Origin of the sequence: Sulfurospirillum sp. 1612 (assembly GCF_036556685.1) — a bacterium.
Classification (GTDB): domain Bacteria; phylum Campylobacterota; class Campylobacteria; order Campylobacterales; family Sulfurospirillaceae; genus JAADIZ01.
The window spans coordinates 1,917,166-1,942,193 of record NZ_CP140614.1; the positions used below are offsets into that span (position 1 = coordinate 1,917,166).

30 protein-coding genes and 1 tRNA gene are annotated in these 25,028 nt (G+C 37.3%); 8 read left to right on the forward strand and 23 right to left on the reverse strand.

Annotated features, from left to right (window positions below):
- Window positions 1-91: 91 nt before the first annotated feature.
- A complete protein-coding gene (locus SFB89_RS09510; RefSeq protein ID WP_331774451.1) occupies window positions 92-1,111 on the reverse strand; it encodes an alpha/beta fold hydrolase in 1,020 nt (339 codons plus the stop codon).
- An 85-nt stretch (window positions 1,112-1,196) separates the two neighbouring features.
- On the reverse strand, window positions 1,197-1,796 hold the full coding sequence (locus SFB89_RS09515; protein WP_331774452.1) for a TetR/AcrR family transcriptional regulator: 600 nt from the start codon (window positions 1,794-1,796) through the stop codon (window positions 1,197-1,199).
- A 432-nt stretch (window positions 1,797-2,228) separates the two neighbouring features.
- Here SFB89_RS09515 and SFB89_RS09520 point away from each other — a divergent pair, with 432 nt between their 5' ends.
- Genes SFB89_RS09520 through SFB89_RS09530 form a run of 3 tightly spaced genes read left to right on the forward strand, consistent with a single transcriptional unit; the run spans window position 2,229 to window position 4,160 of the window.
- Window positions 2,229-3,335 carry a hypothetical protein gene (locus SFB89_RS09520; RefSeq protein WP_331774453.1) on the forward strand — a complete coding sequence of 369 codons (1,107 nt, stop codon included), beginning with the start codon at window positions 2,229-2,231 and terminating at the stop codon, window positions 3,333-3,335.
- Complete coding sequence (locus SFB89_RS09525) at window positions 3,335-3,889, forward strand: NUDIX hydrolase (protein ID WP_331774454.1); 555 nt, start codon at window positions 3,335-3,337, stop codon at window positions 3,887-3,889. The genes SFB89_RS09520 and SFB89_RS09525 overlap by 1 nt, the downstream gene beginning before the upstream one ends.
- Before the next feature lie 40 nt (window positions 3,890-3,929).
- Complete coding sequence (locus SFB89_RS09530) at window positions 3,930-4,160, forward strand: tyrosine-type recombinase/integrase (protein ID WP_331776077.1); 231 nt, start codon at window positions 3,930-3,932, stop codon at window positions 4,158-4,160.
- Between the two features lie 75 nt (window positions 4,161-4,235).
- On the opposite strand, the gene SFB89_RS09535 is transcribed toward SFB89_RS09530, so the two are convergent.
- The 11 genes from SFB89_RS09535 to SFB89_RS09585 form a co-directional block, all read right to left on the reverse strand.
- Window positions 4,236-4,326, reverse strand: a tRNA-Ser gene (locus SFB89_RS09535).
- 58 nt (window positions 4,327-4,384) lie between these two features.
- Window positions 4,385-5,761: an ATP-dependent RNA helicase DbpA gene (gene dbpA, locus SFB89_RS09540; protein ID WP_331774455.1), complete on the reverse strand. Its 1,377-nt coding sequence runs from the start codon at window positions 5,759-5,761 to the stop codon at window positions 4,385-4,387.
- Window positions 5,754-5,951, reverse strand: a complete 198-nt coding sequence (locus SFB89_RS09545) for a YwbE family protein (RefSeq protein WP_331774456.1) — start codon at window positions 5,949-5,951, stop codon at window positions 5,754-5,756. Before SFB89_RS09545 ends, dbpA begins: the two co-directional genes overlap by 8 nt.
- 10 nt (window positions 5,952-5,961) lie before the next feature.
- Window positions 5,962-7,449, reverse strand: a complete 1,488-nt coding sequence (locus SFB89_RS09550; protein ID WP_331774457.1) for an AsmA family protein — start codon at window positions 7,447-7,449, stop codon at window positions 5,962-5,964.
- On the reverse strand, window positions 7,446-8,135 hold the full coding sequence (pyrF, locus tag SFB89_RS09555; RefSeq protein ID WP_331774458.1) for an orotidine-5'-phosphate decarboxylase: 690 nt from the start codon (window positions 8,133-8,135) through the stop codon (window positions 7,446-7,448). The genes SFB89_RS09550 and pyrF overlap by 4 nt, the downstream gene beginning before the upstream one ends.
- Before the next feature lie 3 nt (window positions 8,136-8,138).
- The gene (gene nusB, locus SFB89_RS09560) at window positions 8,139-8,540 is read right to left on the reverse strand and encodes a transcription antitermination factor NusB (protein WP_331774459.1); all 402 of its coding nucleotides are present in this window, start codon (window positions 8,538-8,540) and stop codon (window positions 8,139-8,141) included.
- 9 nt (window positions 8,541-8,549) lie between these two features.
- Window positions 8,550-9,014, reverse strand: a complete 465-nt coding sequence (gene ribH, locus SFB89_RS09565) for a 6,7-dimethyl-8-ribityllumazine synthase (RefSeq protein WP_331774460.1) — start codon at window positions 9,012-9,014, stop codon at window positions 8,550-8,552.
- Window positions 9,015-9,082: 68 nt separating this feature from the next.
- A complete protein-coding gene (gene kdsA / locus SFB89_RS09570) occupies window positions 9,083-9,880 on the reverse strand; it encodes a 3-deoxy-8-phosphooctulonate synthase (RefSeq protein ID WP_331774461.1) in 798 nt (265 codons plus the stop codon).
- The gene (locus tag SFB89_RS09575) at window positions 9,877-10,776 is read right to left on the reverse strand and encodes a DMT family transporter (protein ID WP_331774462.1); all 900 of its coding nucleotides are present in this window, start codon (window positions 10,774-10,776) and stop codon (window positions 9,877-9,879) included. Before SFB89_RS09575 ends, kdsA begins: the two co-directional genes overlap by 4 nt.
- Window positions 10,757-11,536 (reverse strand): DUF3108 domain-containing protein, encoded by a 780-nt coding sequence (locus SFB89_RS09580; RefSeq protein WP_331774463.1) that lies wholly within the window; start codon window positions 11,534-11,536, stop codon window positions 10,757-10,759. Before SFB89_RS09580 ends, SFB89_RS09575 begins: the two co-directional genes overlap by 20 nt.
- 1 nt (window position 11,537) lies before the next feature.
- Window positions 11,538-12,293, reverse strand: a complete 756-nt coding sequence (locus SFB89_RS09585) for a sulfite exporter TauE/SafE family protein (RefSeq protein WP_331774464.1) — start codon at window positions 12,291-12,293, stop codon at window positions 11,538-11,540.
- Between the two features lie 94 nt (window positions 12,294-12,387).
- Here SFB89_RS09585 and SFB89_RS09590 point away from each other — a divergent pair, with 94 nt between their 5' ends.
- Complete coding sequence (locus SFB89_RS09590) at window positions 12,388-13,476, forward strand: mechanosensitive ion channel family protein (protein ID WP_331774465.1); 1,089 nt, start codon at window positions 12,388-12,390, stop codon at window positions 13,474-13,476.
- Here the strand turns inward: SFB89_RS09590 and SFB89_RS09595 are convergent, their stop codons facing one another.
- From SFB89_RS09595 to prfB, 3 genes are read right to left on the reverse strand one after another with little or no spacing between them, the layout of a single operon-like run.
- The gene (locus SFB89_RS09595; RefSeq protein ID WP_331774466.1) at window positions 13,477-14,169 is read right to left on the reverse strand and encodes a metallophosphoesterase; all 693 of its coding nucleotides are present in this window, start codon (window positions 14,167-14,169) and stop codon (window positions 13,477-13,479) included. It lies immediately after the preceding gene.
- Between the two features lie 46 nt (window positions 14,170-14,215).
- On the reverse strand, window positions 14,216-14,539 hold the full coding sequence (locus SFB89_RS09600; RefSeq protein WP_331774467.1) for a hypothetical protein: 324 nt from the start codon (window positions 14,537-14,539) through the stop codon (window positions 14,216-14,218).
- Between the two features lie 12 nt (window positions 14,540-14,551).
- On the reverse strand, window positions 14,552-15,649 hold the full coding sequence (gene prfB, locus SFB89_RS09605) for a peptide chain release factor 2 (protein WP_331774468.1): 1,098 nt from the start codon (window positions 15,647-15,649) through the stop codon (window positions 14,552-14,554).
- A gap of 54 nt (window positions 15,650-15,703) precedes the next feature.
- On the opposite strand from prfB, the gene panC reads away from it, so the two are divergent.
- The 3 genes from panC to tilS are packed head-to-tail and all read left to right on the forward strand — an operon-like array spanning window position 15,704 to window position 18,828.
- The gene (gene panC / locus SFB89_RS09610; protein WP_331774469.1) at window positions 15,704-16,525 is read left to right on the forward strand and encodes a pantoate--beta-alanine ligase; all 822 of its coding nucleotides are present in this window, start codon (window positions 15,704-15,706) and stop codon (window positions 16,523-16,525) included.
- A 1-nt stretch (window position 16,526) separates the two neighbouring features.
- Window positions 16,527-17,840: a 30S ribosomal protein S12 methylthiotransferase RimO gene (gene rimO / locus SFB89_RS09615; protein ID WP_331774470.1), complete on the forward strand. Its 1,314-nt coding sequence runs from the start codon at window positions 16,527-16,529 to the stop codon at window positions 17,838-17,840.
- On the forward strand, window positions 17,815-18,828 hold the full coding sequence (tilS, locus tag SFB89_RS09620; protein ID WP_331774471.1) for a tRNA lysidine(34) synthetase TilS: 1,014 nt from the start codon (window positions 17,815-17,817) through the stop codon (window positions 18,826-18,828). The genes rimO and tilS overlap by 26 nt, the downstream gene beginning before the upstream one ends.
- Here the strand turns inward: tilS and SFB89_RS09625 are convergent.
- The 7 genes from SFB89_RS09625 to SFB89_RS09655 form a co-directional block, all read right to left on the reverse strand.
- Window positions 18,788-19,330, reverse strand: a complete 543-nt coding sequence (locus SFB89_RS09625; RefSeq protein WP_331774472.1) for a hypothetical protein — start codon at window positions 19,328-19,330, stop codon at window positions 18,788-18,790. The two genes, tilS and SFB89_RS09625, sit on opposite strands and share 41 nt — an antisense overlap.
- Window positions 19,323-19,844 (reverse strand): hypothetical protein, encoded by a 522-nt coding sequence (locus SFB89_RS09630; RefSeq protein WP_331774473.1) that lies wholly within the window; start codon window positions 19,842-19,844, stop codon window positions 19,323-19,325. The genes SFB89_RS09625 and SFB89_RS09630 overlap by 8 nt, the downstream gene beginning before the upstream one ends.
- Window positions 19,834-20,898: a hypothetical protein gene (locus SFB89_RS09635; protein WP_331774474.1), complete on the reverse strand. Its 1,065-nt coding sequence runs from the start codon at window positions 20,896-20,898 to the stop codon at window positions 19,834-19,836. Before SFB89_RS09635 ends, SFB89_RS09630 begins: the two co-directional genes overlap by 11 nt.
- Before the next feature lie 113 nt (window positions 20,899-21,011).
- Window positions 21,012-21,464 carry a hypothetical protein gene (locus tag SFB89_RS09640; RefSeq protein WP_331774475.1) on the reverse strand — a complete coding sequence of 151 codons (453 nt, stop codon included), beginning with the start codon at window positions 21,462-21,464 and terminating at the stop codon, window positions 21,012-21,014.
- Window positions 21,454-22,056, reverse strand: a complete 603-nt coding sequence (locus SFB89_RS09645; RefSeq protein WP_331774476.1) for a lysophospholipid acyltransferase family protein — start codon at window positions 22,054-22,056, stop codon at window positions 21,454-21,456. The genes SFB89_RS09640 and SFB89_RS09645 overlap by 11 nt, the downstream gene beginning before the upstream one ends.
- Before the next feature lie 19 nt (window positions 22,057-22,075).
- Window positions 22,076-23,380, reverse strand: a complete 1,305-nt coding sequence (gene miaB / locus SFB89_RS09650) for a tRNA (N6-isopentenyl adenosine(37)-C2)-methylthiotransferase MiaB (RefSeq protein WP_331774477.1) — start codon at window positions 23,378-23,380, stop codon at window positions 22,076-22,078.
- Between the two features lie 8 nt (window positions 23,381-23,388).
- Entirely contained in the window at window positions 23,389-23,631 is a 243-nt protein-coding gene (locus SFB89_RS09655) for an HP0268 family nuclease (RefSeq protein ID WP_331774478.1), read from the reverse strand.
- A gap of 256 nt (window positions 23,632-23,887) precedes the next feature.
- Between SFB89_RS09655 and nusA the strand changes: the two genes are divergently transcribed.
- Entirely contained in the window at window positions 23,888-24,994 is a 1,107-nt protein-coding gene (nusA, locus tag SFB89_RS09660; RefSeq protein ID WP_331774479.1) for a transcription termination factor NusA, read from the forward strand.
- Window positions 24,995-25,028: the final 34 nt, after the last annotated feature.

Sequence of the window (25,028 nt, forward strand, 5' to 3'; positions counted from 1 at the left end):
AGATTATTTGAATGTGAGAAATTTAGCGATTTAGACGTGCATAAAATGATCTCAACTAAAGACCATTTTATGCATGGTATCTAAAAGTATTTTACTCTTTTGTTTTTAACTCTTTGAGTATTCTTTTTAAGGCAAATACAAAACTCTCAGGGCTATCTTCTTGGCTGAAATGATTGGCATCTGCGATTAATTGCAAATTTCCATTGGGATAAAAAGAGCGCCATTTTGCGATGTTTTTGGCAGTTCCAAACCAAGGATCTTTAGCTCCGAATATAAACTCCACAGGTTTATGAGCCAGTGTAGGTAATTTTGCTTCTAATTGCTCCAACCAAGGTGCTGCATCAGTGATGGCTTGAGGAAATACTAATGTACCTTTTCGTGATTTTGGTGTGGGAAATGGCATCTTATAAGCATCTAAAATGGCTTTGTTGTTTTTTGTTGTTTCATTTAAAACACTCGGCAAAATTGTAGTCGCAAAGTAGTTGTTTTCAATCATTAATTTTTCCATTTTGGGTGTTTTCATCATTTCTGAAAATTCTTTTAGTTTGCCTTTTGCTGGCCATGCCCAGGTATTGGAGATAACGAGACCCAAAATTTTATCGGGATTATCAGTAGCAACACTTAAGCCTATTGGCCCACCCCAATCTTGAACAACAAGGATAAATTTATCTAGTTTTAAATGTTCATGAAGTAATGCCTTGACCCATTTGACATGTTCTTGTGGCGTAAAACTGTAGTTTTTAGGAGTATCTGAAAAACCAAATCCCGGTAAATCAAAAGCAATCACCCTTGCATATTTTGACATTCCTTTAATAATTTTTCTATTTAAAAATGACCAATCCGGATTTCCATGTGTCAAAACGATAGGAATGCCCGCTCCCTCATCAATATAGTGCATCGATACGCCATCTTTTTTAAACCAATTACTTTTAAAAGGATACTCTTTTTTATCTACGATAAAAGGTCTTTGTTTCATATTTGTTATATCTTTGTTAAAGACAACTGGATCTGCTTGTTGATTATAAATAATCGCTTCGGCCATCATATTGGTTATACCTACCGATAATAAGATACCAACGATAACTAAGCCCTTAAAATTCCTTTGTATCATGATGCATTCCTTGAGTTAAATTTACAAAATGATACCAAGTGGTACGTTAATAGATGCTTAAATTTTATACCACATAGTATTTTAATTATTTAAAAACAGAAAATGCAAGTAGAAGTATCTCTTTGAGCTTCGATGTACTAAAGCCATTAAAGATTTTTGTCATGGCCATGCTCACTTGTGCATCGATGTAATTGACAGCAAGTTGTGTTGAGATATCTTTGGGAAATTCATTGTTGTTTTTTGCTCGCTCAATCCATCTGGTAAATGAACGTAAAAATTCTTCTTGGATTCTTTCAATCTGTGCTTGACTCTGGGCTCCTAATGGATATTTTAAATCGCGCGTTCTGATAAATAAACAACCGTATTGATTGGGACTGTTTGTTGTTAAAATATCGATGTATTCATTGAGTGTCTCGTCAAAAGATTTATTTTGCAAAAATATTTTGTGAATAGGCTTCAAGACTTCTTGTTGATAGTGTTCTAAAACCGCCTTTATAAGTCCATCATCATTGCCAAATTCACGATAAATCCCGGGTTTTGATACATTGGTACGTTTGCAGATTTTATTCAAAGAGATGGCCTCAATGCCCTCTTTCCAATATGCTTGCATACTGACATCTAACACCTGCTTTCGATCTAGCGTTTTTGGTCTTCCTCTGGAGCGTTTTTTCTCTTCTGCTATCATGATCTAACCTTTTTAATTCAATAACATTTATATTACCACATGGTACTTTAATTTGTATTAAATTATTATATCTTGCATTTTCTTTGAGTACTTCACATCATTTTATAAAATTCATACATAAGTTTTGGTTTAGAACTGTATCCGTGAGACTAAAATAATAACAGGGATTAAAAATGAAGTGGCGGACAGAGAGGAATTCAAAAAAATCGTATGGTTTTATTACTAGAAATCATCAAAATCGCGTGTTGCAAATCCATTAAACAGAAAAACTGTTCTAATTTTTAAGTCCTCTATTATCCTGAATATCTAAGACTTAATGCGAAATCATAGAATTACTTCATCGCTTTATCATATAATTGCAACATAAGTATGGCTGTAGTAAAATGATAAATGACTTAAAATATAAAAATGAGTTTGATAGGACGGTTGCAAATGAAAGAATTGTTTAGAGCAAATCTATATCTAGCTGATAGTGATAGCGTAATTTCTCAAAATAGTAATGAAAATTATATTGTAAAATTTAAATCTAGTTTATTATTAGCGAAATCAATCGGAATGAATCCAAATATGATAATAGATAGTCTTGGTTTTGAAAAAGTTTGTCAAGATGATAATATAAAAAAATTTCTTATTAGAAGAATCAATCAGTCAAAAGAAGAAGAAGGCCCTAAATATTCTATTAAGGTGCATATATTTAATAACTTTATTGAAAAAAACTATTTTGACTGTAATAAAACTGATAATCCATTTCAAAGATATTATGAAAAAATGATAGAAGACCCTTATCATTTTAGTTCATATGGACTCAAAAAAAATGAATTGGAAAAGAATTCTGAGCATAAAAAACGAAAAAATGAAAGATTAGAGGTATTATACAAGTTTGGGCATGAAATTTACCACAAGACTGGTTCCAACATATTTGAAATACACAATCATGATTCCAATAAATTAAGAGACTTAATCATTGATAGGATAAACTTCACCCAAAAAGAAATCAAAAAAGATGAATACCTTTCTTCAGAAAACAGCACAAAGGAATACTTGAATCTATTAAAAGAATTTATTGATATGATAAAATATAATCAGAATATATTAAATCGTTCACATTTTTATGACCTATTAAAAGAAGACAATATTAAGAAGGGTTTTAGCGAAAATATAATTAACAAAGTAAAAAAAGATATTATTGATATATCATACAGCAGCTCATTTATTAAAGAAGGAGAGATATACAGATATAAGAGCATTCCAAAATTGGACACTTTTCTTGCGAGAATTTTTAATATGTATACAGAAAAAGAATTTGTATTTCAACTTGAAAATTTATATAAAGAATTTAAAAATCTAAAATCTAAAATTGAAATCATAGATTTGATGGTACATCCAACAAAAATGTGTAATTATCTTCTCAATGAATTAATGAATACCACCCAAGATAAAGGAATCAATATATTACATACTTACGCTTCTAGAATCATTAGTAGGACTAAGGTGATGGGAATTGCTGATTCAGAGAACTTAGTAATAGGGATGAAATAATGTTGTACACTCAACAAACAAATTCTATCTTCAAAAATAATTATATTGAGCTACAAAATAATTTAGTAAAAAATGAACAGACGAACCAAGTATTCAAACATATTAAAATAATTGAAAAGAATACAATAAAACCAGGGAGTGTAATTTTGTGTGAATATAAGAAAAAAATTATGCTACTTGAATTATATAGATATGGAATAAATGCCATATCTTGGGAATTTCCCAGAGGATATATAGAGGATAACGAATCATTGAGTGAATGTGCAATTAGAGAACTTTATGAAGAAGCTAATATTATTTTCAATAAAGAAACTGATCAAATAATTCAACTAGGCGAAACTGCAGTAAACTCTTCTATTATGGCTTCTAAAGTTTCATTATTTTTGGTTAAGATTAATCATACTATTGATATAAAACTTCAAAACAATGAAAATATTAAATCAATAAGTTGGATTACCCAAAAGGAAATACAAGATTATATTAAAAATGGAATAATTATTGACAGCTTTACAATTAACACTTTAATGTTTTATAATCTAACATATAACTACTAAAGTCTATAGATTAGGAGAGCCTTTTAATACTTGTGACAAAATCAGTTCTCATTATTGGAAACCTACATTAAAAAAGTTAGGCGTTACCTATCGTAACCTATATCAAATGAGACACACTTTTGCGTCCCTTATGATATCAAATGGGGAAGATATTTTGTGGGTTTCTAATATGTTAGGTCACAAACACAGCTCAATGACTCTTGATATGTATGCTCGATATGTCAGGCAAAAAAGTAGGAAAAGAGCTACCTTTTTACAAGATGCTTCCTGATGTTTTGGGCACAATTTGGGCACAGTAGATTTTTTCTCTTAACAAAGTACCGTAAAATAGGGATTAAAAATGAAGTGGCGGACAGAGAGGGATTCGAACCCTCGGTACCCTTACGAGTACGCATCCTTAGCAGGGATGTGGTTTCAGCCAACTCACCCATCTGTCCATCTTAAAAAGTAGAACGAAATTATATCATTTATAGATAATTTCAGGCTTAAATTTTGCTATTCTAAGATCCAAACTGAGAAATTTTTGCCTTTTATCTTGCCTTCTTTGAGTTGAGAGAAAGCTTTCTTGATGTATGGCTTCTCAATTGCCACATAACTTTGTTTCTCAAAGATGTCAATCTTACCGATTGAACTCCCGGGAAGTCGTGCATCTTTGGTCAAGGCTCCGAGGATATCTCCTGCTCGCATTTTACTTTTTTTGCCCCCTTCGATGACGAGTGTCATATATGCTGGTTGCATCGCAAAATTTTTATCATACTTCAATGCATCTGTATCCAAAAAGCTACGTGTCTCATCTCGATACGGTTCTACTTTTTCAGTTTCATACTCATCAAACAGTGTCACAGCAATCCCTTCCCTGCCCGCTCTTGCTGTTCTGCCGATACGATGGGTGTAGGTCTCCTGGGAGTGTGGCACATCATAATTGATCACCATGGAAAGCTCTTTAATATCAAGTCCGCGTGCTGCGACATCGGTAGCCACGAGGATGGGGCAACTATGGTTAGCAAATTGCACCAGTACATCGACACGCTCATACTGTTCTAAATCACCATGTAATGCGAGGGCATCAATATTTTTGCTACGAAGCGCTTTTGCAATCTCATCGGTTTCAATCTTCGTATTACAAAAGATAATCACGTTCTTAGGTTGATACTCATAGAGAATCTTCATCAAATTTGCCAACTTGCTTCGTGATGGCATGTGATAGAAATACTGCTTGACGTTATTAGCCACCTCTTCACTTGCCGCTTTAACCATTTCTGGATTGTTTTGTATGGTGCTTGCAAATCCTACTATTTCATCTGGAAATGTTGCGGAAAACAACAAAGTTTGTCTCTGCTTTGGAACGTGGGAGATGACTTTTTCAATCTCTTCAATAAATCCCATATCGAGCATGCGATCGGCTTCATCGAGTACCAGAGTTTTGACATGGTTGAGATTCAAAGATTCCTTTTTGAGATGTTGCAAAATACGCCCCGGTGTCCCAACGACGATATGAGCACCATGTCGCAAGGAACCCAGTTGCGGACCAAATGCCACACCACCGCATAGAGTGAGAATCTTGATGTTGTGTTTAAATTTGGCAATATTTCGCAACTCATGCGCCACTTGTTCGGCTAATTCACGTGTCGGACACAAGATGAGAGATTGGATTTTGAAGTTTTTGACATCGAGTTTTGAGAGTAGCCCGATACCAAAGGCAGCGGTTTTACCACTGCCCGTTTTTGCCTCAGCGATGACATCTTTGCCTGAGAGAATATGTGGCAAACTCAAAGCTTGTACCGGAGTCATCTGCTCATATCCCAATGCCGCAAGATTGTCCCGCATTGAAGGGGAGAGTCCTAACGTTGCAAAATCGTGTGAATCAGACATCCATAATCTTTTGTACGCGTCCGACTTGACCCTCTTCAAGTCGAACCTTGATTCCATGTGGATGGGTAGGAGAGTTTGTCAAAATATCTTTGACAATACCCTCGGTGAGTTTACCACTGCGTTGGTCTTGTTTTAAAACAATAGCGACTTTTAGGCCACTTCTTATATCTTTTCTATTTTTTCCATTCAATGGGATTCCTTTAGGGTTGTTTCACCACGCCGTTATAAAATACGCTGCATTTTTTATTCTCTTTTTTCGCCGGTGCTACGACTCCTGAAATCTTTCCAAAGAGTGAGGTAGCCATATTGGTGACGGTGCTGATCATAGATTCATCTACTTTAACACTCGGTTTGCTAAAAGTGCCTTCTATGGTTTGTGAAAATTTTGCGCAATTATTTGCTTCTAATACACCCAGTTGCACATTTAAAAATCGCTCATTTATCAAATTTAACTGACCTTTAATCGCGACTCTATTTTTACCTGTTGCCATAGCAACATCACTCAAATCGGCGATGCCTTTGGCGATTTTCGTCTCGATGTGCAAGTGCTTCAAGAGTGTCGTCCCACTATTTGCACCACCATAAATCCCTGACATGTCACTCGATTTTGAGAGCAAGAAGCCAAGAGGTCCCGCTACTAAAGAAGCGCCCACATCTGTCAAGTCAACATTTTTAGCTTTATCATACCCGCTCAAGATTTTATCCAGATCAAATCCTTTGATTCCGACATCTTTACCATCGATAATCGCTACGCCATTAAGAGTACGCTTGATGGTATTCATGTCACCCAAACTGAGAGTAAATTTCTTATGTACGCTAACTGATCCACTTAAAATATCTTTTTTGATATATTCTTTTGAGAAATTGGCTAATTTAAAATCAGGCACATCGGCTTCAATTTCTAAATATGGTACTTTTTTATTGAGATCTAGCTTCCCTTTTGCCGTTGCGAGAGAGTCATACATCGTAAGTTTGAGATTTTTCAAGTTTGCAATCGCATCTTTTAAATCCAAATCCACCGATATATCTTTGATTTTATATTGATTAAAAATCACCGCTTTAATCTGAGTGTTCGCCTCAAATGAGAGTGCATTTAACCCTTTTTTAGAAGCATCATATCCGATGTTATCGATAGCTACATTGATATCTTGTACTGTTGCTTTCGACTTTGTTTTCAAATCTTCAAAATTAATATTGGCGTTTTTCAACCTTACTTCTGAGATATTTACCTTCGGTAGTGTGCTCTCTTTGGCTTCGCTCTTCTCTTGTTTTGGTGCCTCTTTTTCTGCTTTCGGAGTGCTTGGTTGTGTTACTTCAAAGTTAAATTTTCCATTTTTAAATTTTGTAATATCTAATGAGAGGTTATTGAGTGTGATGTATTTCACTTTGATTTCTTTACTTAAAAGTGGCATCAATTCAACCGCCACACCAATTTTTTGGAGCGCCATGATCTCTTGTTTTGATTTTATCTCAGGATTTTTCACAATCACATTTTCGATACTAATACCGATAGGCGAGAATGATGTCCCGATGTCACCGTTGATTTTCAATTCATATCCAGAATGCTCTTTTACGGCTTGTTCGATTTGTGGCTTGTATTTATTTAAATTCACCATACTGATGGCAATCACCAGACCGATGATGATGAATGCAAAAAGTGCGACAATTCCTATCAATAATTTTTTCATGCTTGTATCCTCTTTAGAATATTCTCAACGACTCCTAAAGGGTCGTTTGAATTGTAAATGGGTCTGCCGACAACGATGATATTGGATTGCTCGCTTTGTGCTAATTCCAAAGTAGCGACGCGTTTTTGGTCGTCTTGTCTATCATGATCTATTTTGATTCCAGGCGTGAGCGTGATGAAGTTTGGATCGGTTTTTGATTTAATCATGCGACTCTCAAAAACAGAACATACCACACCATTGAGCCCGCTTTCATAAGCATCTTTTGCAAATTTTTCTGCTTTTTCTTCTATGGTTTCGTTGTAAATGCTATAGAAATTTTTCTCATCAAAAGAGGTCAAAGCCGTCACCGCTAAGACCAAGGGAGGATGCTCTAAATGGGCCAATCGTTTCATGACACCGCTCATCGCGATTTTACCACTACTAGCATGCACATTGAACATATCGACCCCGAGATTTGCCATCGACTCCGCTGCATCTGCCATAGTATTGGGAATATCATAAATCTTCAAATCTAAAAAAAGTTTAAATTTTGGATTGATTGCTTTGATCTCTTTCAATAATGCTTCACCATCGCGTATAAACGAGCGAAGTCCAACTTTGAGCCAAATATCATGATCTTTCAAACTTTTGACAAGCTTGAGATTTGACTGGGCTGTGGGAAGATCAAGTGCAACACAAAGTTCCATCTTTTAGGCCCTTTCTTTTAATACTGCATCCAAAACGCCATTGATGAATTTTGGACTGGTTTCATTGCAAAGCTGTTTTGCCAGCTCAATCGCTTCGTTGATAATCACCGCGCTATCGAGGTCCGAATAGAGTAATTCATAAGTACCCAACCTCAAAATCGCTCGTTCAATATTGCCAATTTTTTCTAGATTCCACTCTTTGAGATGGCGATCTAAAGCGATGTCAATCTTTTCGATATTTTCTTGAATCCCTTTGTACAAAGAGAGTGCGAAATCTTTTTGTTTATTGCGAATCTTTTTTTCTTCAAAAATTTCATCTATGAATTTAATATTTTCGATATTGCCGATATCCTCAGCATATAATAATCCTACGATACTCTCACGTACCTGATGTCGTGTTGCCAATAAAAATCCTTATATCTTTTTGTAAAGGCTGATAAGCTCTATCAAACCCGTCATCGATTCAAAACCTTTGTTTCCCGCTTTGCTTCCGGCTCGTTCAATCGCTTGTTCAATCGTATCAGTGGTCAATACGCCAAAAGTGACTGGTTTTTGATATTTAAGAGCGGTATTGGCGATTCCTTTGGTCGCTTCTGCTGAGATAAAATCAAAATGTGGGGTACTCCCTCGAATCACAGCACCCACACAGCAGATACCGTCATATTTATTTTGTGCTAAGATTTTGTCCAAAACAAATGGAATCTCATAAGCACCCGGAACTAAAACCAGCTCCAAATTTGACTCATCACCCCCATGTCTTAGAAATGAATCTTTAGCTCCTTCCACCAAACGATCGGTGATGATATGATTAAATCTTGCGTTGATAATCGCAATCTTTTCATCGCCATTGAGAGCGAGATTTCCTTCGATAATTTTCATATGAATCCTTATTTCTAATTTATCTTTTATTATACTATATTTTCAATTTTTTTTAATTTAATGCTTTTTTAGCTTAAACTTTTTTGTATCTTGTTGATATCCTCTATCGCTTTTTTGAGCTGTTCTAGCGTTAGCATATTGGGGCCATCACACAAGGCAACATCAGGATTGGTGTGCGTTTCAAAGAAAAATCCATCCACACCGATTGCGGCGGCGGCACGTGAGAGTGGTGCGACAAATTCTCGCTTTCCACCGCTACTTCCTCCCGCGGCTCCTGGCATCTGTACCGAATGGGTTGCATCAAAGATAACCGGTGCAAATTCGCTCATGATAATAAAACTGCGCATATCCACAACCAAATTGCCATATCCAAAAGTGCTCCCGCGCTCTGTCAACCACACTTTGGCAGCGCGCGCTACCTCTTTGCCTTCTTCTTGGATTCCTCTGGTTTCTAAAACTTTTTTGACCGAGTAGCGCATATCCGCGGGGTTTAAAAACTGCCCTTTTTTGATATTCACCACTGCATCGGTTTTGGCACTTGCTACGAGCAAATCTGTCTGACGGCACAAAAATGCTGGGATTTGCAATACATCCGCAACTTCTGCGACGATAGGCGGCTGATAGCTTTCATGAACATCGGTCAAAATCTTGAATCCAAACTCTTTCTTTACCGCTTCTAAGAGTTTCAACCCCTCATCCAAACCCGGCCCTCTAAAGCTACTAATACTCGTTCTATTGGCTTTATCAAAACTGGATTTAAAATAAAAATCGATATTTTTGTCTTCATGATAAACACGTAATTTCTCTGCTACTTTAAAAAGTAAATCCTTGCTTTCAATGGAACAAGGTCCGGCTATTAAAATCAATTTTTCTCCTTATGGAAGGCTACTAAAATGCCTCCTAATATAACAAGCAGTATACCAAATGTTCCTGCAAAATCCGGTAAAGCATCGCCCAATGCCACGCCGACTAAAATCGAGAAGAGAATCACGGTATAACTCACCGCCCCCACGATTCCGGCTTTGGTGACGCCATAGGCTTTGGTCATGTAAATTTGTGCCAACGTGGCAAATCCACCAAGAAATAAAATATAAAGCCAAGAGAGCGCACTTGGCATCACAAATTTACCACTGATAACCCCAATATAGGGGATATCATAAAAAGAAGCAATCCACATCATGATAGCCGGTACAATGGTGCCTACAATCATAAAAGAGAGCACAATCGAGCGCGTATCATAAAAGCGTCGCAACTCTCGCACACTCGTATAAGCAAGTGCAGCAGCAATACCGCTAATCAAACCGATGATATCAGTCTCATCAAAGGCAAGTCCACTTGGCTTCATGATAAAAATAATCCCGATAAATCCTATAAAAATAGCAATCCAGCCTTTTTTACCCACGCGCTCACCCAAAAACATATAGGCAAAAACTGCCGTCCAAATCGGAGAAGTGCGCGAAAAGGTCATGGCATCGGCGAGTGAAATATGCGCGATATTATAAAAAAAGGCCAACAGGCCAATCAATCCAGCTAATCCACGAAACAAGAGTAGATATATCCTGCCGCCTTGTTGGACGATAGGCATCTTATACAGTGACATCATGATAAAAACTACTCCGATGAGATTCCTGAAAAATGCCACTTCGATGGAGGGCATCTCACGGGAGAGCAACTTTGCAAATGCTCCTACTATGGCAAAGAAAAAGGACGCCATCACCATATAGATGACACCTTGGTCAATCTTACTTAATACTTTTTTCAATCAATTCCCCTCTAATATCTCCAAAAAATACGACATCTTTGAGTACTGCTTTTTCGCAAATCCCCTCTTTATCAAGGGCGATATAAAGTTCCCCTTTTTTACTCGAAAATATCTTGTCATCTAGGATAACTTTCATAAAATAAAGATGACTCATATCTCCACTGACCAAGTTTTGAAACTCTTTTTTAGACAGTGGCAAGATGTCGATTTTACCATTGTCTTTGTTCGCACCAATCGCATGAAGAATTGTATGTTTCGTAATATTTAAATCCGGAAAAAGATGCTTAAAATTAAAAAACAGACTCAAGATATCATTATCTGTGTAGAATTTTGCCCTCTCTTCCTCTTGGCTTTTTTGCGCACCTTTTTCTCGTATTTTTTTTATCATGACACTTTTTTTATCATGATCAAACGAGAACAAAAGCGTATAAATCTTCATCACGATTTTATTCGTATGCTCAAAAGGGTCGCCGATATTCATTTTGTTTTTGACAATTTTCGAGTAATGATTGGGAATCAAACGCGTCCCTTGAACCACCCCTTCACTTTCATAGAACTCTTCTCGTCCTCCACTGACAAAAGATGCAAATCCTGTCGATTTGGCATGCACTTTGATCTGGTAGTGATTTTTTTCTATATGTAGCGATGTTTTGGCCGTACCGATTTGTCCAAAAATACCAAAACTGACTTTATAAGTCGCCGTAATATCTTTGGCAAAAGCAAGATTGAAACACAATAATAGCAACCATAAATACTTCATTTTAGCCTTTCAAATAAGGTGAGAGTATGGAGACAACAGAGGTGAGTATCAACAACGAGATGACGATTTTACGCAACATTTCTCGGTCTAAAAAATCCCCCAATTTGACACCGATGAGCGTTCCGATAATCACAACGGGAGAAAAGAATAACCCTAGCAAAAAATCATTCAACAATGTCGCCCCAAAATGATAATATAATAACGCAATTTGCATGGGCGCAGCAAAGAAGAAAAGAGCGCTTAAAAACGCACGAGATGTAATCGCACTCCATTTATGTGCCATCACCCAAAGCACAGCAGGTGGTCCTCCCATGGATACCATACCAAGAGTAATACCACTGGTGAAAAATGACAAAAATGTCCAAAAGAAGTGGATATGTTCTCGTGGTTTTACCTTGAGAAAAAGTTGCGATGCCACGACCAACAATATGGCAATACCAACAAATTGTTTGATGGTTTCTTTGTCAAACCCACTGATAAGTGTCAAGAGATAAATACCAATGGGAATACTCAAATAGCGAAATACGCTGGCAATTCCCACATCTTTCCACTCCACATGGGCACGTAATTTGTATGTTGATGTAGCCGATTGTACCAAAATAGGAATCGAGGTGATAGAAATAGCCTCAGACAACTCCAAACCGCTCCAAATCAACAGCGGAATAGCAAAGATATTAAAAGCAAAACCCACGATGCCTTGTATGGTACTACAAAAGAGAAGAATACATCCAATAATGATGATAATAGAGATGCTCAATCTTTGCCTTTCTGATAGAAATACTCATTTTAATAAAAGTATAGCTTATGATATGTTAAAATCCGATAATTTATTACGTGCAAGGATCACGAACATGAATATCAATACCCTACTTCACTATACAATTTTTCAGATGAGCGTCCAGAATATTCTCATCTCTATTGGCATCTTTGGCATTGCGCTTTTAACCAGCAATCTCTTTAGCAAACTCACGATTAGATTATTACAAAGAATGACTCAAAAAACCAAAAGCAAGGCCGATGATAAATTGCTCTCAATCATCGAAGCACCTCTTCGTATGAGTATCATACTTTTTGGTTTTTATCTCGCAAAAGAGTGGTTGAAAGTCCCCAAATTAGACCTATTTTTAAACGGTGTCATCAAAACATTCGTCACCATTATCATCTTTTGGATTCTCTACAAACTGGTCCACAAATTTTCCTATATCTTGAGCAAATTTTCTTCAAAATTTGGCAGAGAGATGGGGGATGATATCAAAAACTTTATCATCAAAACATTGAAAATCTTCATCATTATCATCGGTTCAATGAGCGTGCTCCAGGGTTGGGGTATCAATGTCAGCGCTTTTATCGCTTCTCTGGGTTTGGTCGGTATGGCTTTTGCACTCGCGGCCAAAGATACTGCAGCCAACCTTTTTGGCTCCCTTGTCATCTTCACCGACCGTCCTTTTAAAGTGGGCGATTGGATTCAAACGCCTGATGTTCAAGGAATTGTCGAACGTATCGGTATTCGCTCGACTAAAGTGCGAGATTTTGCACAAGCGCTCACCAGTGTGCCTAATGCTATTATTGCCAATTCTGCGATTATCAATTGGTCGAAGATGGGCAAAAGAAGAATCAAAATGCGCATTGGTCTCACCTACGACACGAGCAGTGAACAGATGCAAAAAATCTTGGATGAAATTCGTGAGATGCTCAATAATCATGAGGGCGTTCACAAAGGGTTAATTATGGTCAATTTCGATGAATTTGAAGACAGCGCCCTTAGTATTTTTTGTTATTTTTTCACCATTACTACCAATTGGAAAACATTTCTTGCTACACGCGAAGATATCAACTTGAAAATCATGAAAATTGTCGAAGAGAATAAAGCCAGCTTTGCCTTTCCTTCTCAATCTTTGTATATTGAGAGTTTACCGAAAACAACAGAGGCAACGCTTTGATTATTTGATGTCTCTTTTATCTGTTTTTTGTTGTATTGTTTTTAGAGTGCCGAGATTGAGTGCGGTGAGTTTGTTGCCATAACAACATCCTGTGTCGATACAGATGAACCGCTTCTCTCTAAGCACCTCATTAAAATTACAATGACCAAAAATATTGATGACATCATACCCCCTAAAATCTTCCCAATCTTGCATAAATGTCGTATTATTGAGTCGATTCATAAATAAAGCATGTGAATTTTTCTGATTTTTTCTTTTGTAATAAGGCAATCCAAAACCATGGGTTATGAAATACTGATCAATCTCTAAATAGAGTGGCAAACTCGCAATCCAATCCAAATGTTTTGTGAGATGTTCGGGATTTTTTTTATAGCTTTGTAGTGTTTTTTGACCGCCTATGCCTTTTTTCAACAGCCATTTGCTACAGAGGTCTTTTTTTTGTAATGCCTTTTTCATGAAGTGATGCATCAAATATTCATGATTGCCTTTGACGCATTGATGGTTGTGTTCGATGACGTATTCAATGACTTCTTTGGAAAAATTTCCCTTATCACATAAATCTCCGAGAAAAATCAGTGTCGCTTTTTTGGGCAACTTCTCGATTAATCCCATCAGAGTATAATAACACCCATGAACATCACCAATCAAAAAAATTTCATTTAAATCAGCAGATATCCCATGCTTATGATTCATTTGATACCTGCCTTGGAGTACAAAACATCACGATTGCATACTCAAATTAAAGCTTTCCTAACACATAATAGGTCTCTTTGTTGGGAACTTTTTCTAGTGCAATTTTGTATTTTTCTGACCATTTTTGGATCATGTCATTCGTGCTTTTTATGAGTTCTGGGGCTTGGGCTTCGTTTTTGATTTTAAAATAATCATACGAACTTGATATCGCCACAAAAGAGAGGTGAGATTTCAGCGCATCATGAAGCGCAATCAAATGTTTTTCAACATAATCAAAATCTTTTGTATTGGCAATGACTCTTTTGACTTGAGACAAAGAACTCTCAGTCACACTATAACCTAATTGATTTAAAATGGCATCGCTTCTCATGTTTATCCTTTTTTATTTTGTTTTGGTACTAATAAGTACGTCTTCCATCACTTTTGTCAAATCGCCATCAAGGATGTGATTGACTTGGGAATACGCAATTCCACTTCGGTTGTCTTTCACTTGTTGGTACGGCGCTAAGACATAACTTCGTATCTGATGACCCCATCCGATATCACTCTTTTCTACACCATCTTTGATGGCTTGTTGTTTTGCACGTTCGTGTTCATAAAGTCTTGACTTTAACATTTTCATCGCATTGGCTTTGTTTTTGTGCTGACTTCTGTCGTTTTGACATTGTACGACGATTCCTGTCTCAATGTGAGTGATTCTAATAGCCGATTCGGTTTTATTGACATGCTGTCCTCCCGCACCACTTGAGCGATACGTATCGATTCGGATATCTTTATCCTCCACCACAATATCAATATCATCATCTATTTCCGGACTTACCATCACCGAACTAAAGGAGGTATGTCTTTTGGCATTGGAATCAAAAGGTGAGATACGCACCAAGCGATGTACGCCATTTTCTACTTTGAGATACCCATAGGCGTTGTCCCCTTTGATGATAAAACTCACATCTTTCAATCCCGCTTCATCCCCTTCTTGATAATCTAATACTTCAACTTTAAAATTATTACGCTCGCACCATCTTAAATACATACGGTACAGCATACTCGCCCAATCTTGCGATTCAGTGCCTCCGGCTCCGGGGTGAATGCTAATAATGGCATTATTGTCATCATCATCTCCGCTTAACATCATCGAAATCTCCAAATCCGTAATGACCTGTTCTAAATGTTCTGCTTCACCAAAGAGTTCCTCAATCGAATCTTCATCGCCCTCATCTTTCGCCATTTCATATAAATCTGCGGCATCATCCACCGTTTTTTTGGCTTCGGTGTATTTTTTCAATACCGAAGTAATTTTAGTTTTCTCTTTTTGGATGAGACTGGCCGCTTTTGCATCTTCCCAAAACGTTGGATTTTGCTCAATCGTATTAATCTCAGCCAATCGCTCTGTGATAGACTCTGGTTTAATGATTTGCGCTATATTGTCAATTTTTGTTGAAAGTTTTTTTAAAAGTTCTGTATACTCATAACTGTCCAAATTTAATTCCTTTTAGATATAATAGCAAATCTATTTTACTATAAAGTGCCTAAAATGAAAATATTTAATAATCCAAATGATTTAAAAGAATACAGAAAAGGTGTGAAAGGAAACATCGGATTCGTGCCAACTATGGGTGCGCTTCATAAAGGTCACCTTTCACTAATGGAACGCTCTAAAAAAGAGAATGATATCACCATCGTCTCGATTTTTGTAAATCCAACACAATTTCTCCCCGGAGAAGATTTAGACCAATATCCTAGCCGCATTGATGCAGATAAAAGAATTTGTGAATTGGCCGGTGTTGATGCGCTTTTTATCCCGACCAGTGAAGTCATGTACGCGCACACTGAGCCGATGATTACGGTCCCAAATATGCCAGGATACATCCTAGAGGGACTCAAACGCCCAGGACATTTTAACGGGGTCTTGCGCGTGGTGATGAAATTGCTCAATATCACCCAACCCACGCATGCATATTTTGGGAAAAAAGATGCCCAACAACTCTATCTCATCACCAATATGGTGCAATCTTTCTTTATGGATACGATTATCGTGCCGTGTGAAATCGTACGTGAAAGTGAAGGCTTAGCGCTCTCAAGTCGCAATGCATATTTGAGTGATGATGAAAAAAAACAGGCGCTCAAAATCTCTAAATCACTCAAAGTTGCCACGCGCGCCTTGATGAAAAAAGAGTTTAGCGCTGCGAACATCAAAGCCATCATGATGGAAACGATGGAAGGATTAGATGTGGAATATATCGCCATCGTAGATCGCGATTTTAATGAAATTGAGACCATTGTGCTCAAACACAGTATCATCTTGGTTGCCGCACGCGTCGGCAAGACTCGATTGATCGATAATTTATGGATATAACATGGAAAAAACACTCTATCTCGTCTCACTAGGTTGCAACAAAAACTTAGTAGATTCCGAAGTCATGCTGGGCAGACTCAAGGATTATAAACTCATCAACGACCCCACAACTGCTGATGTTTTGATTGTCAATACCTGCGGCTTCATCGGCGCAGCAAAAGAAGAGAGTCTCAATACAATATTCTCGCTTCATGATCAAAGGAAAAAAGATTCTCTACTTGTGGTGAGTGGTTGTCTGACGCAACGCTATCAAGAGCAACTCACCCAAGAATTAAAAGAAGTAGATATCTTCACCGGTGTGGGAGATTATGATAAGATTGATGAAATTATAGAAGAGAGAAAAAACAGATTTTCAAACTCCACTTACCTCATCAATGAAGCCCAACGCGTCGTCACGGGTTCTTCGTATCATGCGTATGTCAAGCTCAGTGAAGGATGCAATCAACGTTGTAGTTTTTGTGCCATTCCTGGATTTAAAGGGAAGCTAAAATCACGTGAATTATCCTCTATCAAAAAAGAGTTGGAAACTTTGGTAGCACAAGGTTTTTATGATTTTAGTTTTATCTCACAAGATAGCAGTTCGTATCTTCGAGACCAAGGTAAGAAAGAAGGTTTGATTGATTTTATTGATATGGTCGAAAGCATAAAAGGCGTCAAAAGTGCACGAATTTTATATCTGTATCCTACCACAGCTAGCAATGCACTCATCCAAAAAATCATCGACTCTACAGTATTTCACAACTATTTTGATATGCCAATCCAACACATCAGCGATACCATGCTCAAAAGAATGCGACGGGGAGCAGGAAAAGAGCGGATTATGGAACAACTTCACATGATGCGCCATGCGAAAGATAGCTTTTTAAGAACGGGCTTTATCGTCGGACATCCCGGTGAGACGGAAGAAGAATTTGAAGAGTTGTGTGCTTTTGTCGAGGATTTTGATTTTGATCGTATCAGTATCTTTGCCTATTCTGATGAGGAAGATACCCTCGCCTATGAGATGGAAGAGAAAATCGACAAAAAAACGATTAACAAACGCATCAAAAAACTCAACAAAATCGTAGAAGATAAAATCCAAAAAAGTCTCGAAACAGAGATTGGCAAAGAGATTGCCCTAGTCGCAGAACACGAGAGTAGCGAGCATGAGTTTTTTATCGGCGCCAAAAAGTTATCGTGGGATCGTGATATCGATGGGGAAATTCTCATCAATGAGTCATTGATAGGTGACCTGAAATTTGGACAATGCTACATGGCAACCATCACACAATTAGCCGGAGATAAACTTCTTGCAACCGTTACCCAGCCTGCATGAAACGACTGTTTCGGTATTAAAACAGGGCAAAAATCTACTCGCCTTCTCAGGGGGTGTGGATTCTAGTGCATTGTTTTTTATCTTGAAATATCATGATATCCCTTTTGATCTTGCGATGGTTGATTATAATATGCGCGCACAAAGCAAACAAGAAGTGGCCTACGCCAAGACTTTGTGCGCGCATCATGATAAAACACTCTTCTTGCATACATGTCAATTAGAAGCATCCAATTTTGAAGATCATGCTCGAGCGGAGCGATATGGGTTTTTTGAAAAAATTATAGAACAACACCACTACGACCACCTCATCACCGCCCACCATTTGAATGATAAAGTAGAATGGCTTTTGATGCAATTAGGAAAAGGAAGTGGCGTGGTGGAAATGTTAGGATTTGATGAAATCGAAACGCGTGATACCTTTGATATCATCCGACCACTCTCACACATCAGCAAGCAAACATTGCTAGATTTCTTACAGGCGCAAGAACTTCAATATTTTCAAGATGAGAGTAATGATTGTGATGATTACACTCGCAACAAAATACGCCACAAATACGCCACGGCATTGGTCCAAGAATTTGAAAAAGGGTTGGTCAAAAGTTTTGAATATTTGAGAAATGATGCACAGCTTTTGATGCCACGGCAATACCAAAATATCAAAGATTTATATGTATGCAAACGCGATGCTCATGATTTGAAAAATATAAGGCAAATTGATCACATCTTGAAAAAACTAGGTATTTTGATGAGCAGCGCCCAAAGGAAAGAAGTCATCAGAACCAAAGAGTGCGTCGTCTCACACAAGATTGCGGTCGTTTTTGATGATGCCTTGATTTACATCGCACCGTTTCAAACGCACACCATGCCAAAAGATTTCAAAGAATTATGCAGAATCCACAAAATACCGCCAAAAATCCGTGCTTATGTCTATTCTAGCGAGATTGACATTACTGCTTTGGTGGCGCTATCTTATAAACTTTTATCTTAAATGACGCATCAATAACATTATCTTTAGCATTGAGTTCAATAGGAAAATCTGCTTGGACAATATTTTGATAACGATTGAGTCCTTCTAAAAATTTGTAAAATTTCACGGGAGTATTGAGCGAGGATGTGACATTGAGTTCATAAACCTTGAATTCTTTTTTATAATCACTTTGTTGCACCTCTTTTAATGTCACATGATGGAAAAACTGATTGGCAAAACTCACAAATTCCTCTTTTGAGAATTGATGTTTAAAGGCATCAAATATCTTTCTATTTTTCACTTGAAGATTTTTGAGCTCTTTTTCTCTACCCGCTAGGACATGTTCCACGCGTGCTTTGTACACATTAGCGCGGTTATAATCATTGCGACTGCTACGATATTGTTTGACATTAGGCACAATCAAAGTAAACAATAACACCAAAGTAATGGTGATAAAAATAGCAAAGAATATCAGCAACTTGACGTAATTTATTTTTTCAATACTTCTATCTATCTTACTCACTGAAGCCATCCGTTTGTGTTATTTTATTGGTACTGATAAAATTGTACCAACCGTTTTTTGTTAGATAAAACATCGTACTGTTGGTGCTAAAGATAGATTTTAACGGGGCAGCAAGAAGAAAATTATAGGTATCTTTTGTTGGCGTTTTACCGTAAATAATCAAAGAATCTTTTTTGATAACCACACGCTTGAGCGTAATTTGGTCAGGAACCAAATCAAAAAGATTTTTGATACTATCTTTTAAGAGGGTATTGCGAGAATATATCTCTTCACCTTGTGCTTTTTGGCGCAAGAGATACTCAATATTCTGATCCATCTGTGAGACTTTAGACTCCAAGACGATGCGCTGGGCATGTTCGACTTTGGTCTCTTTTTTGTAACTGTGTATTTGAAATAACAAGAAAAGTCCAAATGTAATCAAGATAAAGGAGACAAAAAGAATAAAAATAATCCATATTTTAGTAAAGAGTGACACCAATGGTTTTGGGTGAGGTTTAGTAAAACTATAACGCATTGTTCGCCTCTTTGACACTCATATCACAAATTGTTTCTCCAATATTGATTTTGTGAACATCGACACTGAGAAACAGCTCATTTTCAATACTTTGTATGATCTCTTGGCTCATCTCATAGCCATCGAAGAGTACCATTTTACTGACAAAATCACTCTCGTATATGGGATTATCATAATATTCTCTCAGCGCTCTACTTAAAAATTTATAAATCTTCATATCTCTACCATACAGTTCGATTCCCATGATATCAATATCATCCTCTTCATCTTCATGTTCGAGTGCTGCGTTAGAAGATTCTGCGTCTACCTCATCCAAAAAACTCTCTTTTGGACTTTCTTCATCATTATCCAGACTCGCCAAATCATCCAGTGCAAGAAATTCATCCTCCTCTTCTTTAGGAGCTTCGGGAGCTTTGACATCGTCTATGACATCAACAGCCTCTTCTTCCTCTTCCCAGTCACTGACGGCGTTGAGTTCATCCATATTGGTGTCATCTTCTATTTTACTAAAGACCCCAAAACATAAAACACCGTGCTGAAAAATACCCAATGCAATAGAATTTTGTTGATTTAATAAATACAGTACGGTCTTTTTTTGCGGACGTTGTTGAGAGAGGAGATAATACAAAACAACAAAAGGAGAATAGATAAAATCCAAACCGATATTTTTATATACATTATTCGCCCAATTGATATCGATGAAAGAAGCATATGCAGACCATGTGCCAAAGGAAGCTGTTTTGACATTTTTAGAATCCACACTAAATTTTTCAAAATCTTTGGCTTCTGTACCTTTGATGGCACCCTGCCCCAAAGAGTCCAAGAAGAGTGAAACATAAGCAAATTGATACTTTTCTTGAAGGGATAAAAGATACTCTTCAATCGCTTCATCTAAGTGATTCGACTCTCTATTGACCTCAAAGTCCTTTTCAAATGTCGCAATGACTTTAGCACGTTTGATTACCTTACCATAGACAGCATAAGCACCATCTCTTGGGACAATAGAAATAAAAAGATTCGAAAAATATCTCCGGATTATATTTGAAAAACTCATATGCCCTTTTCTTGCCTTTATCGTTGCATCTTGTGATACACTCTTTGATTTTAGGATACTCTGTATGTATTTTAAGCTACATTTGCTTAATTATAAGCAAATGTAGTACCAACTCAAAACAATTCCTTGTATAATTGTGCAAACTTATCATTTATTTTTTTTGAATTTTCGATTAAATCTTGATTGGTCAACTTAGTAGGAGATAATTTTTCATACTCCCCAAGGACGATTTGACACATCATTTTGATACGAATTTTATCATCATTACTATATTTTTTTTTGGTGCTAATGTTTTCTATTTTTTCAAGATAGTTACTGCCCAGTTGGATAAAATTTTCATAAGCAAGAGCTATCTTGCTTTGTGCCAAAACAGTAGAAGCCATTTTGTTATATTGGTCTTGATGGTACGCTTCTTGTGCCAGTTCGTATGCTTTTGTATAATTGCCCACAAAGTAATAAAATCTTGCTTGAAAGGAGTCTTGGTAGGAGGAATTGTAGGTAAAATAAATACCGCTAATCACAAGAATCATCCCCACAAACAGTACCAATATCACTTTAGATAGCATGATGCATCATCCTCTCTTTTACAACTTGCTTTGCGGCTTTTATGGAGAGATTATCCAGCAAAAACGGTTCGCCAAAATAATACTCTACTGTCGCAAAAGGTTTTGGGATAATAAAGCCATCCCAACTGTTTATCCTCCAAAATGAGGAGGGTTTGAAATTAAGTGTCATGATAGGCACATGTTTTTTTTGTGCCAACACAACCACACCATCGGCCACGCTGTATCGTGGACCTTTGGGGCCATCGGGGGTAATTCCGATATCTTTTTTTGTATCCAATGTCTTCATGGCCGCACGTAGCGCTTTGATACCGCCTCGTGTCGAACTGCCACGAATACTGCCCACACCAAAATACGATGCGATTGTCGCAATTATCTCACCATCTTTGTGTTCGCTGATAAAAAAATCAATCGGTCGCTGTTTATTAAAAATACCATAACCACCAAAAACCGATAGCAACTCTCCATGCCAGACCGTGATAATGAGAGGCGAAGGCAGCGAGGCAAGAGGCGTTGCAAAATGCACCTTTTTTTTATAGGTGACATACAACAGCTTCATGATAACATAGCCTAGCTTGGGCATGATTTTTATCATGAAGCTTTTTTTGAATTCCTTAGAAAACAACTTCGCCGTACAAAGAGAGACGCTTTGGATTAGTAATTTTGATGCGCATTGTTTTACCTAACCACTCTTCTTTGCCCTTTATTTGAACCAGCGCATTATTATCGCTTTTTCCTGCCAACATACCATTGCTGCGAAGCTCTTCAAAATAGACCATATACTCTTTATTTAGTCTAGTTTTTGAGATCTCATCGAGTATTTTTTCTTGTTTATCTTGCAATATTTGCAAACGTTTTGATGCCACTTCGCTCTCAACTTGATCAGTGAATTCAGCTGCTTTGGTGAGGGGTCTTGGAGAGTATTTAAATGAAAAAATTTGTTCAAATTTTACCTGTTCCATCACATCTAAGGTATCTTGAAAATCGGCCTCACTCTCACCAGGAAATCCGACGATGATATCGGTGCTGATAGAAACATCAGGGCACAAAGCTCTGAGTTTCAGCGCACGATTTAAAAACCACTCTTTGGTATAGCCCCGTTTCATTTTTTCCAGCAATGATGTCGAACCACTTTGGAGGGGCATGTGCATCGATTTACAAACTTTTGGATTATTGACAAATGTCTCTAGAAACTTGTCATCCATATGAAGGGGATGAGGCGAAGTAAAACGAATCCGCTCGACTCCCTCAACCTCGCTGACTCGATTCAGTAAGTCGCTAAAGTCCATCTTTTCATGCGTTGACATAGAGAATCTTCTGCCATAATTATTGACATTTTGTCCTAATAAAAAGATCTCTTTTGCACCGTTTTGAGCGGCTTTTCGCGCTTCATTGACAATCAAATCTGCGGGTATTGAAATCTCTTCACCCCGCGTATGTGGCACGATACAATAGGTGCATTTTTTATCACAACCTATTGAAATATTGATAAAGGCTTTGTAGGGATTGTTGCGAAATTCACTAAAGGCATAAGCGCTCTCATCATAATCAATATCGGTGCTGATAAACTTATCCTTACGCACCGCTTGGGTGATTTTTGAGACATTCCTCGCCCCTAAGACAAAATTGACTTCAGGCGCTCGTTTAAAAACTTCATCGCCGAGATGACTCGCCGTACATCCACATACACCGATTTTCGCACCCTCTTTTTTCTTCTTATTAAAAACACCGATTTCAGAAAATAGCTTACTGACAGGTTTTTCACGCACACTGCACGTGTTGATAAGAATCAAATCCGCTTCATCGATGTTTGGTGTCACATCATAATCTTCTTTATCATGAAGCTCTGCAATCATATGTTCACTGTCTCGCGTATTCATCGCGCAACCTAGTGTTTCAATATATAATTTTTTAGACAATTTGCATCCTAAAGTATGTGTACTTCATACATGTAATCATCATCCCCAAGACCATATTTCACTTCTCTAAGATACACACTGCAATCATTTGCTTCAAAATGTTCTACGAGTGCCACAAGATCTTTATGGGAATTCTCTTTATCAAAATAGAATATTTTTTGTCCCTCTTTTTGTACGCTCTCCATAATTTTTTCTAATTTTATAATTTTTGGTTTAGCGTCTAACTCTTTTCTTGCTAATTTAAGTTCCATTTTTACCTTCTTTGTTGAACAAAATTATATCCCCAAATAGGAGACATAGAATCACGATATTTTATCTTTATTTGTATAAATTGATGATTAAAGCAACATATTGCTTGAATAAAAAGAATTTTTTAGGTATAATCATTCCCTTCATGTAAGTTTTAAATTTGTAATTCTTACACTCGCAATTCCAGAAATTCCATAGTATTACGTGTTATATTGCGAAAAGATTTCAGCATGAATATGCAAAAAAAAGAGGTATCCATTGAGTAAAATATTAGACATTATCGAATCCATCGCCAACGAAAAAGGGTTGGACATTAAAGAGGTTAAAGAGACCGTCACCACGGCGCTCATCAACACTGCTAAAAAAGTTTACGGCAGAGAGTACGAATACGGTGCTGAGATTAATCCCGAGACAAAAAGTCTAAAACTTTACCAGAAAGTCATCGTGTTGCAAGATGATGATGAACGATTGCAAGAAGAAAATGAAAATTTTATCGCACTAAAAGAAGCCAAAGAAGTGGATCCAGAAATCGAAGTCAATGACGAATTAACTTATGAATTGCCTCTTGATAATTTGGGTAGAACTGCAGCGGCCACCTTACAAAAAGAATTGGAATTTCACATACAAAGATTATTAGAAACCAAGATATTTGATAAATACAAAAACATGATAAATCGTCGTGTATTTGGCACCGTAGTCAGAGTCGACAATGAAGAAAATACTTATATTGAGATCGATGAAGTCCGTGCAATACTTCCACGAAAAAGCAGAATCAAAGGTGAAAAATTTAAAGTGGGCGATGTCGTAAAAAGTGTCATCAGAAAAGTTTTTATTGAGCGTTCACAAGGGATTGTGGTCGAACTCTCAAGAACCAGTCCAAAGTTTTTGGAAGCCCTATTACAACTTGAAGTCCCTGAAATCAAAGATGGTCTGATCGAGATCAACTCATCGGCAAGAATTCCCGGAGAGCGTGCCAAAGTAGCACTCACATCACTCCACCAAAATGTTGATGCTGTTGGAGCTACGGTAGGAACGCGAGGTGTGCGCATTAATTCTATTAGTAAAGAGTTACACGGCGAAAATATCGACTGCATTGAGTACTCTAGCATTCCAGAGATTTTTATCGCCAAAGCGCTTAGCCCGGCTATCATCTCCAGCGTTAAAGTCGTCGGCGACAAAAAAGCCGTCGTCACCTTGCTAGCAGATCAAAAATCCAAAGCTATCGGTAAAAATGGTATCAATATCCGATTAACCTCCATGCTCACCGGCTATGAAATCGAACTCCGAGAGAAAGATGGCTCAAGCACATCAAGCGCAAGTGAAGTCAAAGATCCAAACGCATTAAAAAATCTATTTGGCAGTTAAGCTATTGGTAAATCCCTCAGTAAAACCTGAGGGA

Coding starts and splice junctions, on each gene's coding strand:
- SFB89_RS09510 (WP_331774451.1), bottom strand. CDS start 1,111: ATGATACAAAGGAATTTTAAGGGCTTAGTTATCGTTGGTATCTTATTA.
- SFB89_RS09515 (WP_331774452.1), bottom strand. CDS start 1,796: ATGATAGCAGAAGAGAAAAAACGCTCCAGAGGAAGACCAAAAACGCTA.
- SFB89_RS09520 (WP_331774453.1), top strand. CDS start 2,229: ATGAAAGAATTGTTTAGAGCAAATCTATATCTAGCTGATAGTGATAGC.
- SFB89_RS09525 (WP_331774454.1), top strand. CDS start 3,335: ATGTTGTACACTCAACAAACAAATTCTATCTTCAAAAATAATTATATT.
- dbpA (WP_331774455.1), bottom strand. CDS start 5,761: ATGTCTGATTCACACGATTTTGCAACGTTAGGACTCTCCCCTTCAATG.
- SFB89_RS09550 (WP_331774457.1), bottom strand. CDS start 7,449: ATGAAAAAATTATTGATAGGAATTGTCGCACTTTTTGCATTCATCATC.
- pyrF (WP_331774458.1), bottom strand. CDS start 8,135: ATGGAACTTTGTGTTGCACTTGATCTTCCCACAGCCCAGTCAAATCTC.
- ribH (WP_331774460.1), bottom strand. CDS start 9,014: ATGAAAATTATCGAAGGAAATCTCGCTCTCAATGGCGATGAAAAGATT.
- SFB89_RS09580 (WP_331774463.1), bottom strand. CDS start 11,536: ATGAAGTATTTATGGTTGCTATTATTGTGTTTCAATCTTGCTTTTGCC.
- SFB89_RS09590 (WP_331774465.1), top strand. CDS start 12,388: ATGAATATCAATACCCTACTTCACTATACAATTTTTCAGATGAGCGTC.
- SFB89_RS09595 (WP_331774466.1), bottom strand. CDS start 14,169: ATGAATCATAAGCATGGGATATCTGCTGATTTAAATGAAATTTTTTTG.
- SFB89_RS09600 (WP_331774467.1), bottom strand. CDS start 14,539: ATGAGAAGCGATGCCATTTTAAATCAATTAGGTTATAGTGTGACTGAG.
- panC (WP_331774469.1), top strand. CDS start 15,704: ATGAAAATATTTAATAATCCAAATGATTTAAAAGAATACAGAAAAGGT.
- rimO (WP_331774470.1), top strand. CDS start 16,527: ATGGAAAAAACACTCTATCTCGTCTCACTAGGTTGCAACAAAAACTTA.
- SFB89_RS09630 (WP_331774473.1), bottom strand. CDS start 19,844: ATGCGTTATAGTTTTACTAAACCTCACCCAAAACCATTGGTGTCACTC.
- SFB89_RS09635 (WP_331774474.1), bottom strand. CDS start 20,898: ATGAGTTTTTCAAATATAATCCGGAGATATTTTTCGAATCTTTTTATT.
- SFB89_RS09640 (WP_331774475.1), bottom strand. CDS start 21,464: ATGCTATCTAAAGTGATATTGGTACTGTTTGTGGGGATGATTCTTGTG.
- SFB89_RS09645 (WP_331774476.1), bottom strand. CDS start 22,056: ATGATAAAAATCATGCCCAAGCTAGGCTATGTTATCATGAAGCTGTTG.
- SFB89_RS09655 (WP_331774478.1), bottom strand. CDS start 23,631: ATGGAACTTAAATTAGCAAGAAAAGAGTTAGACGCTAAACCAAAAATT.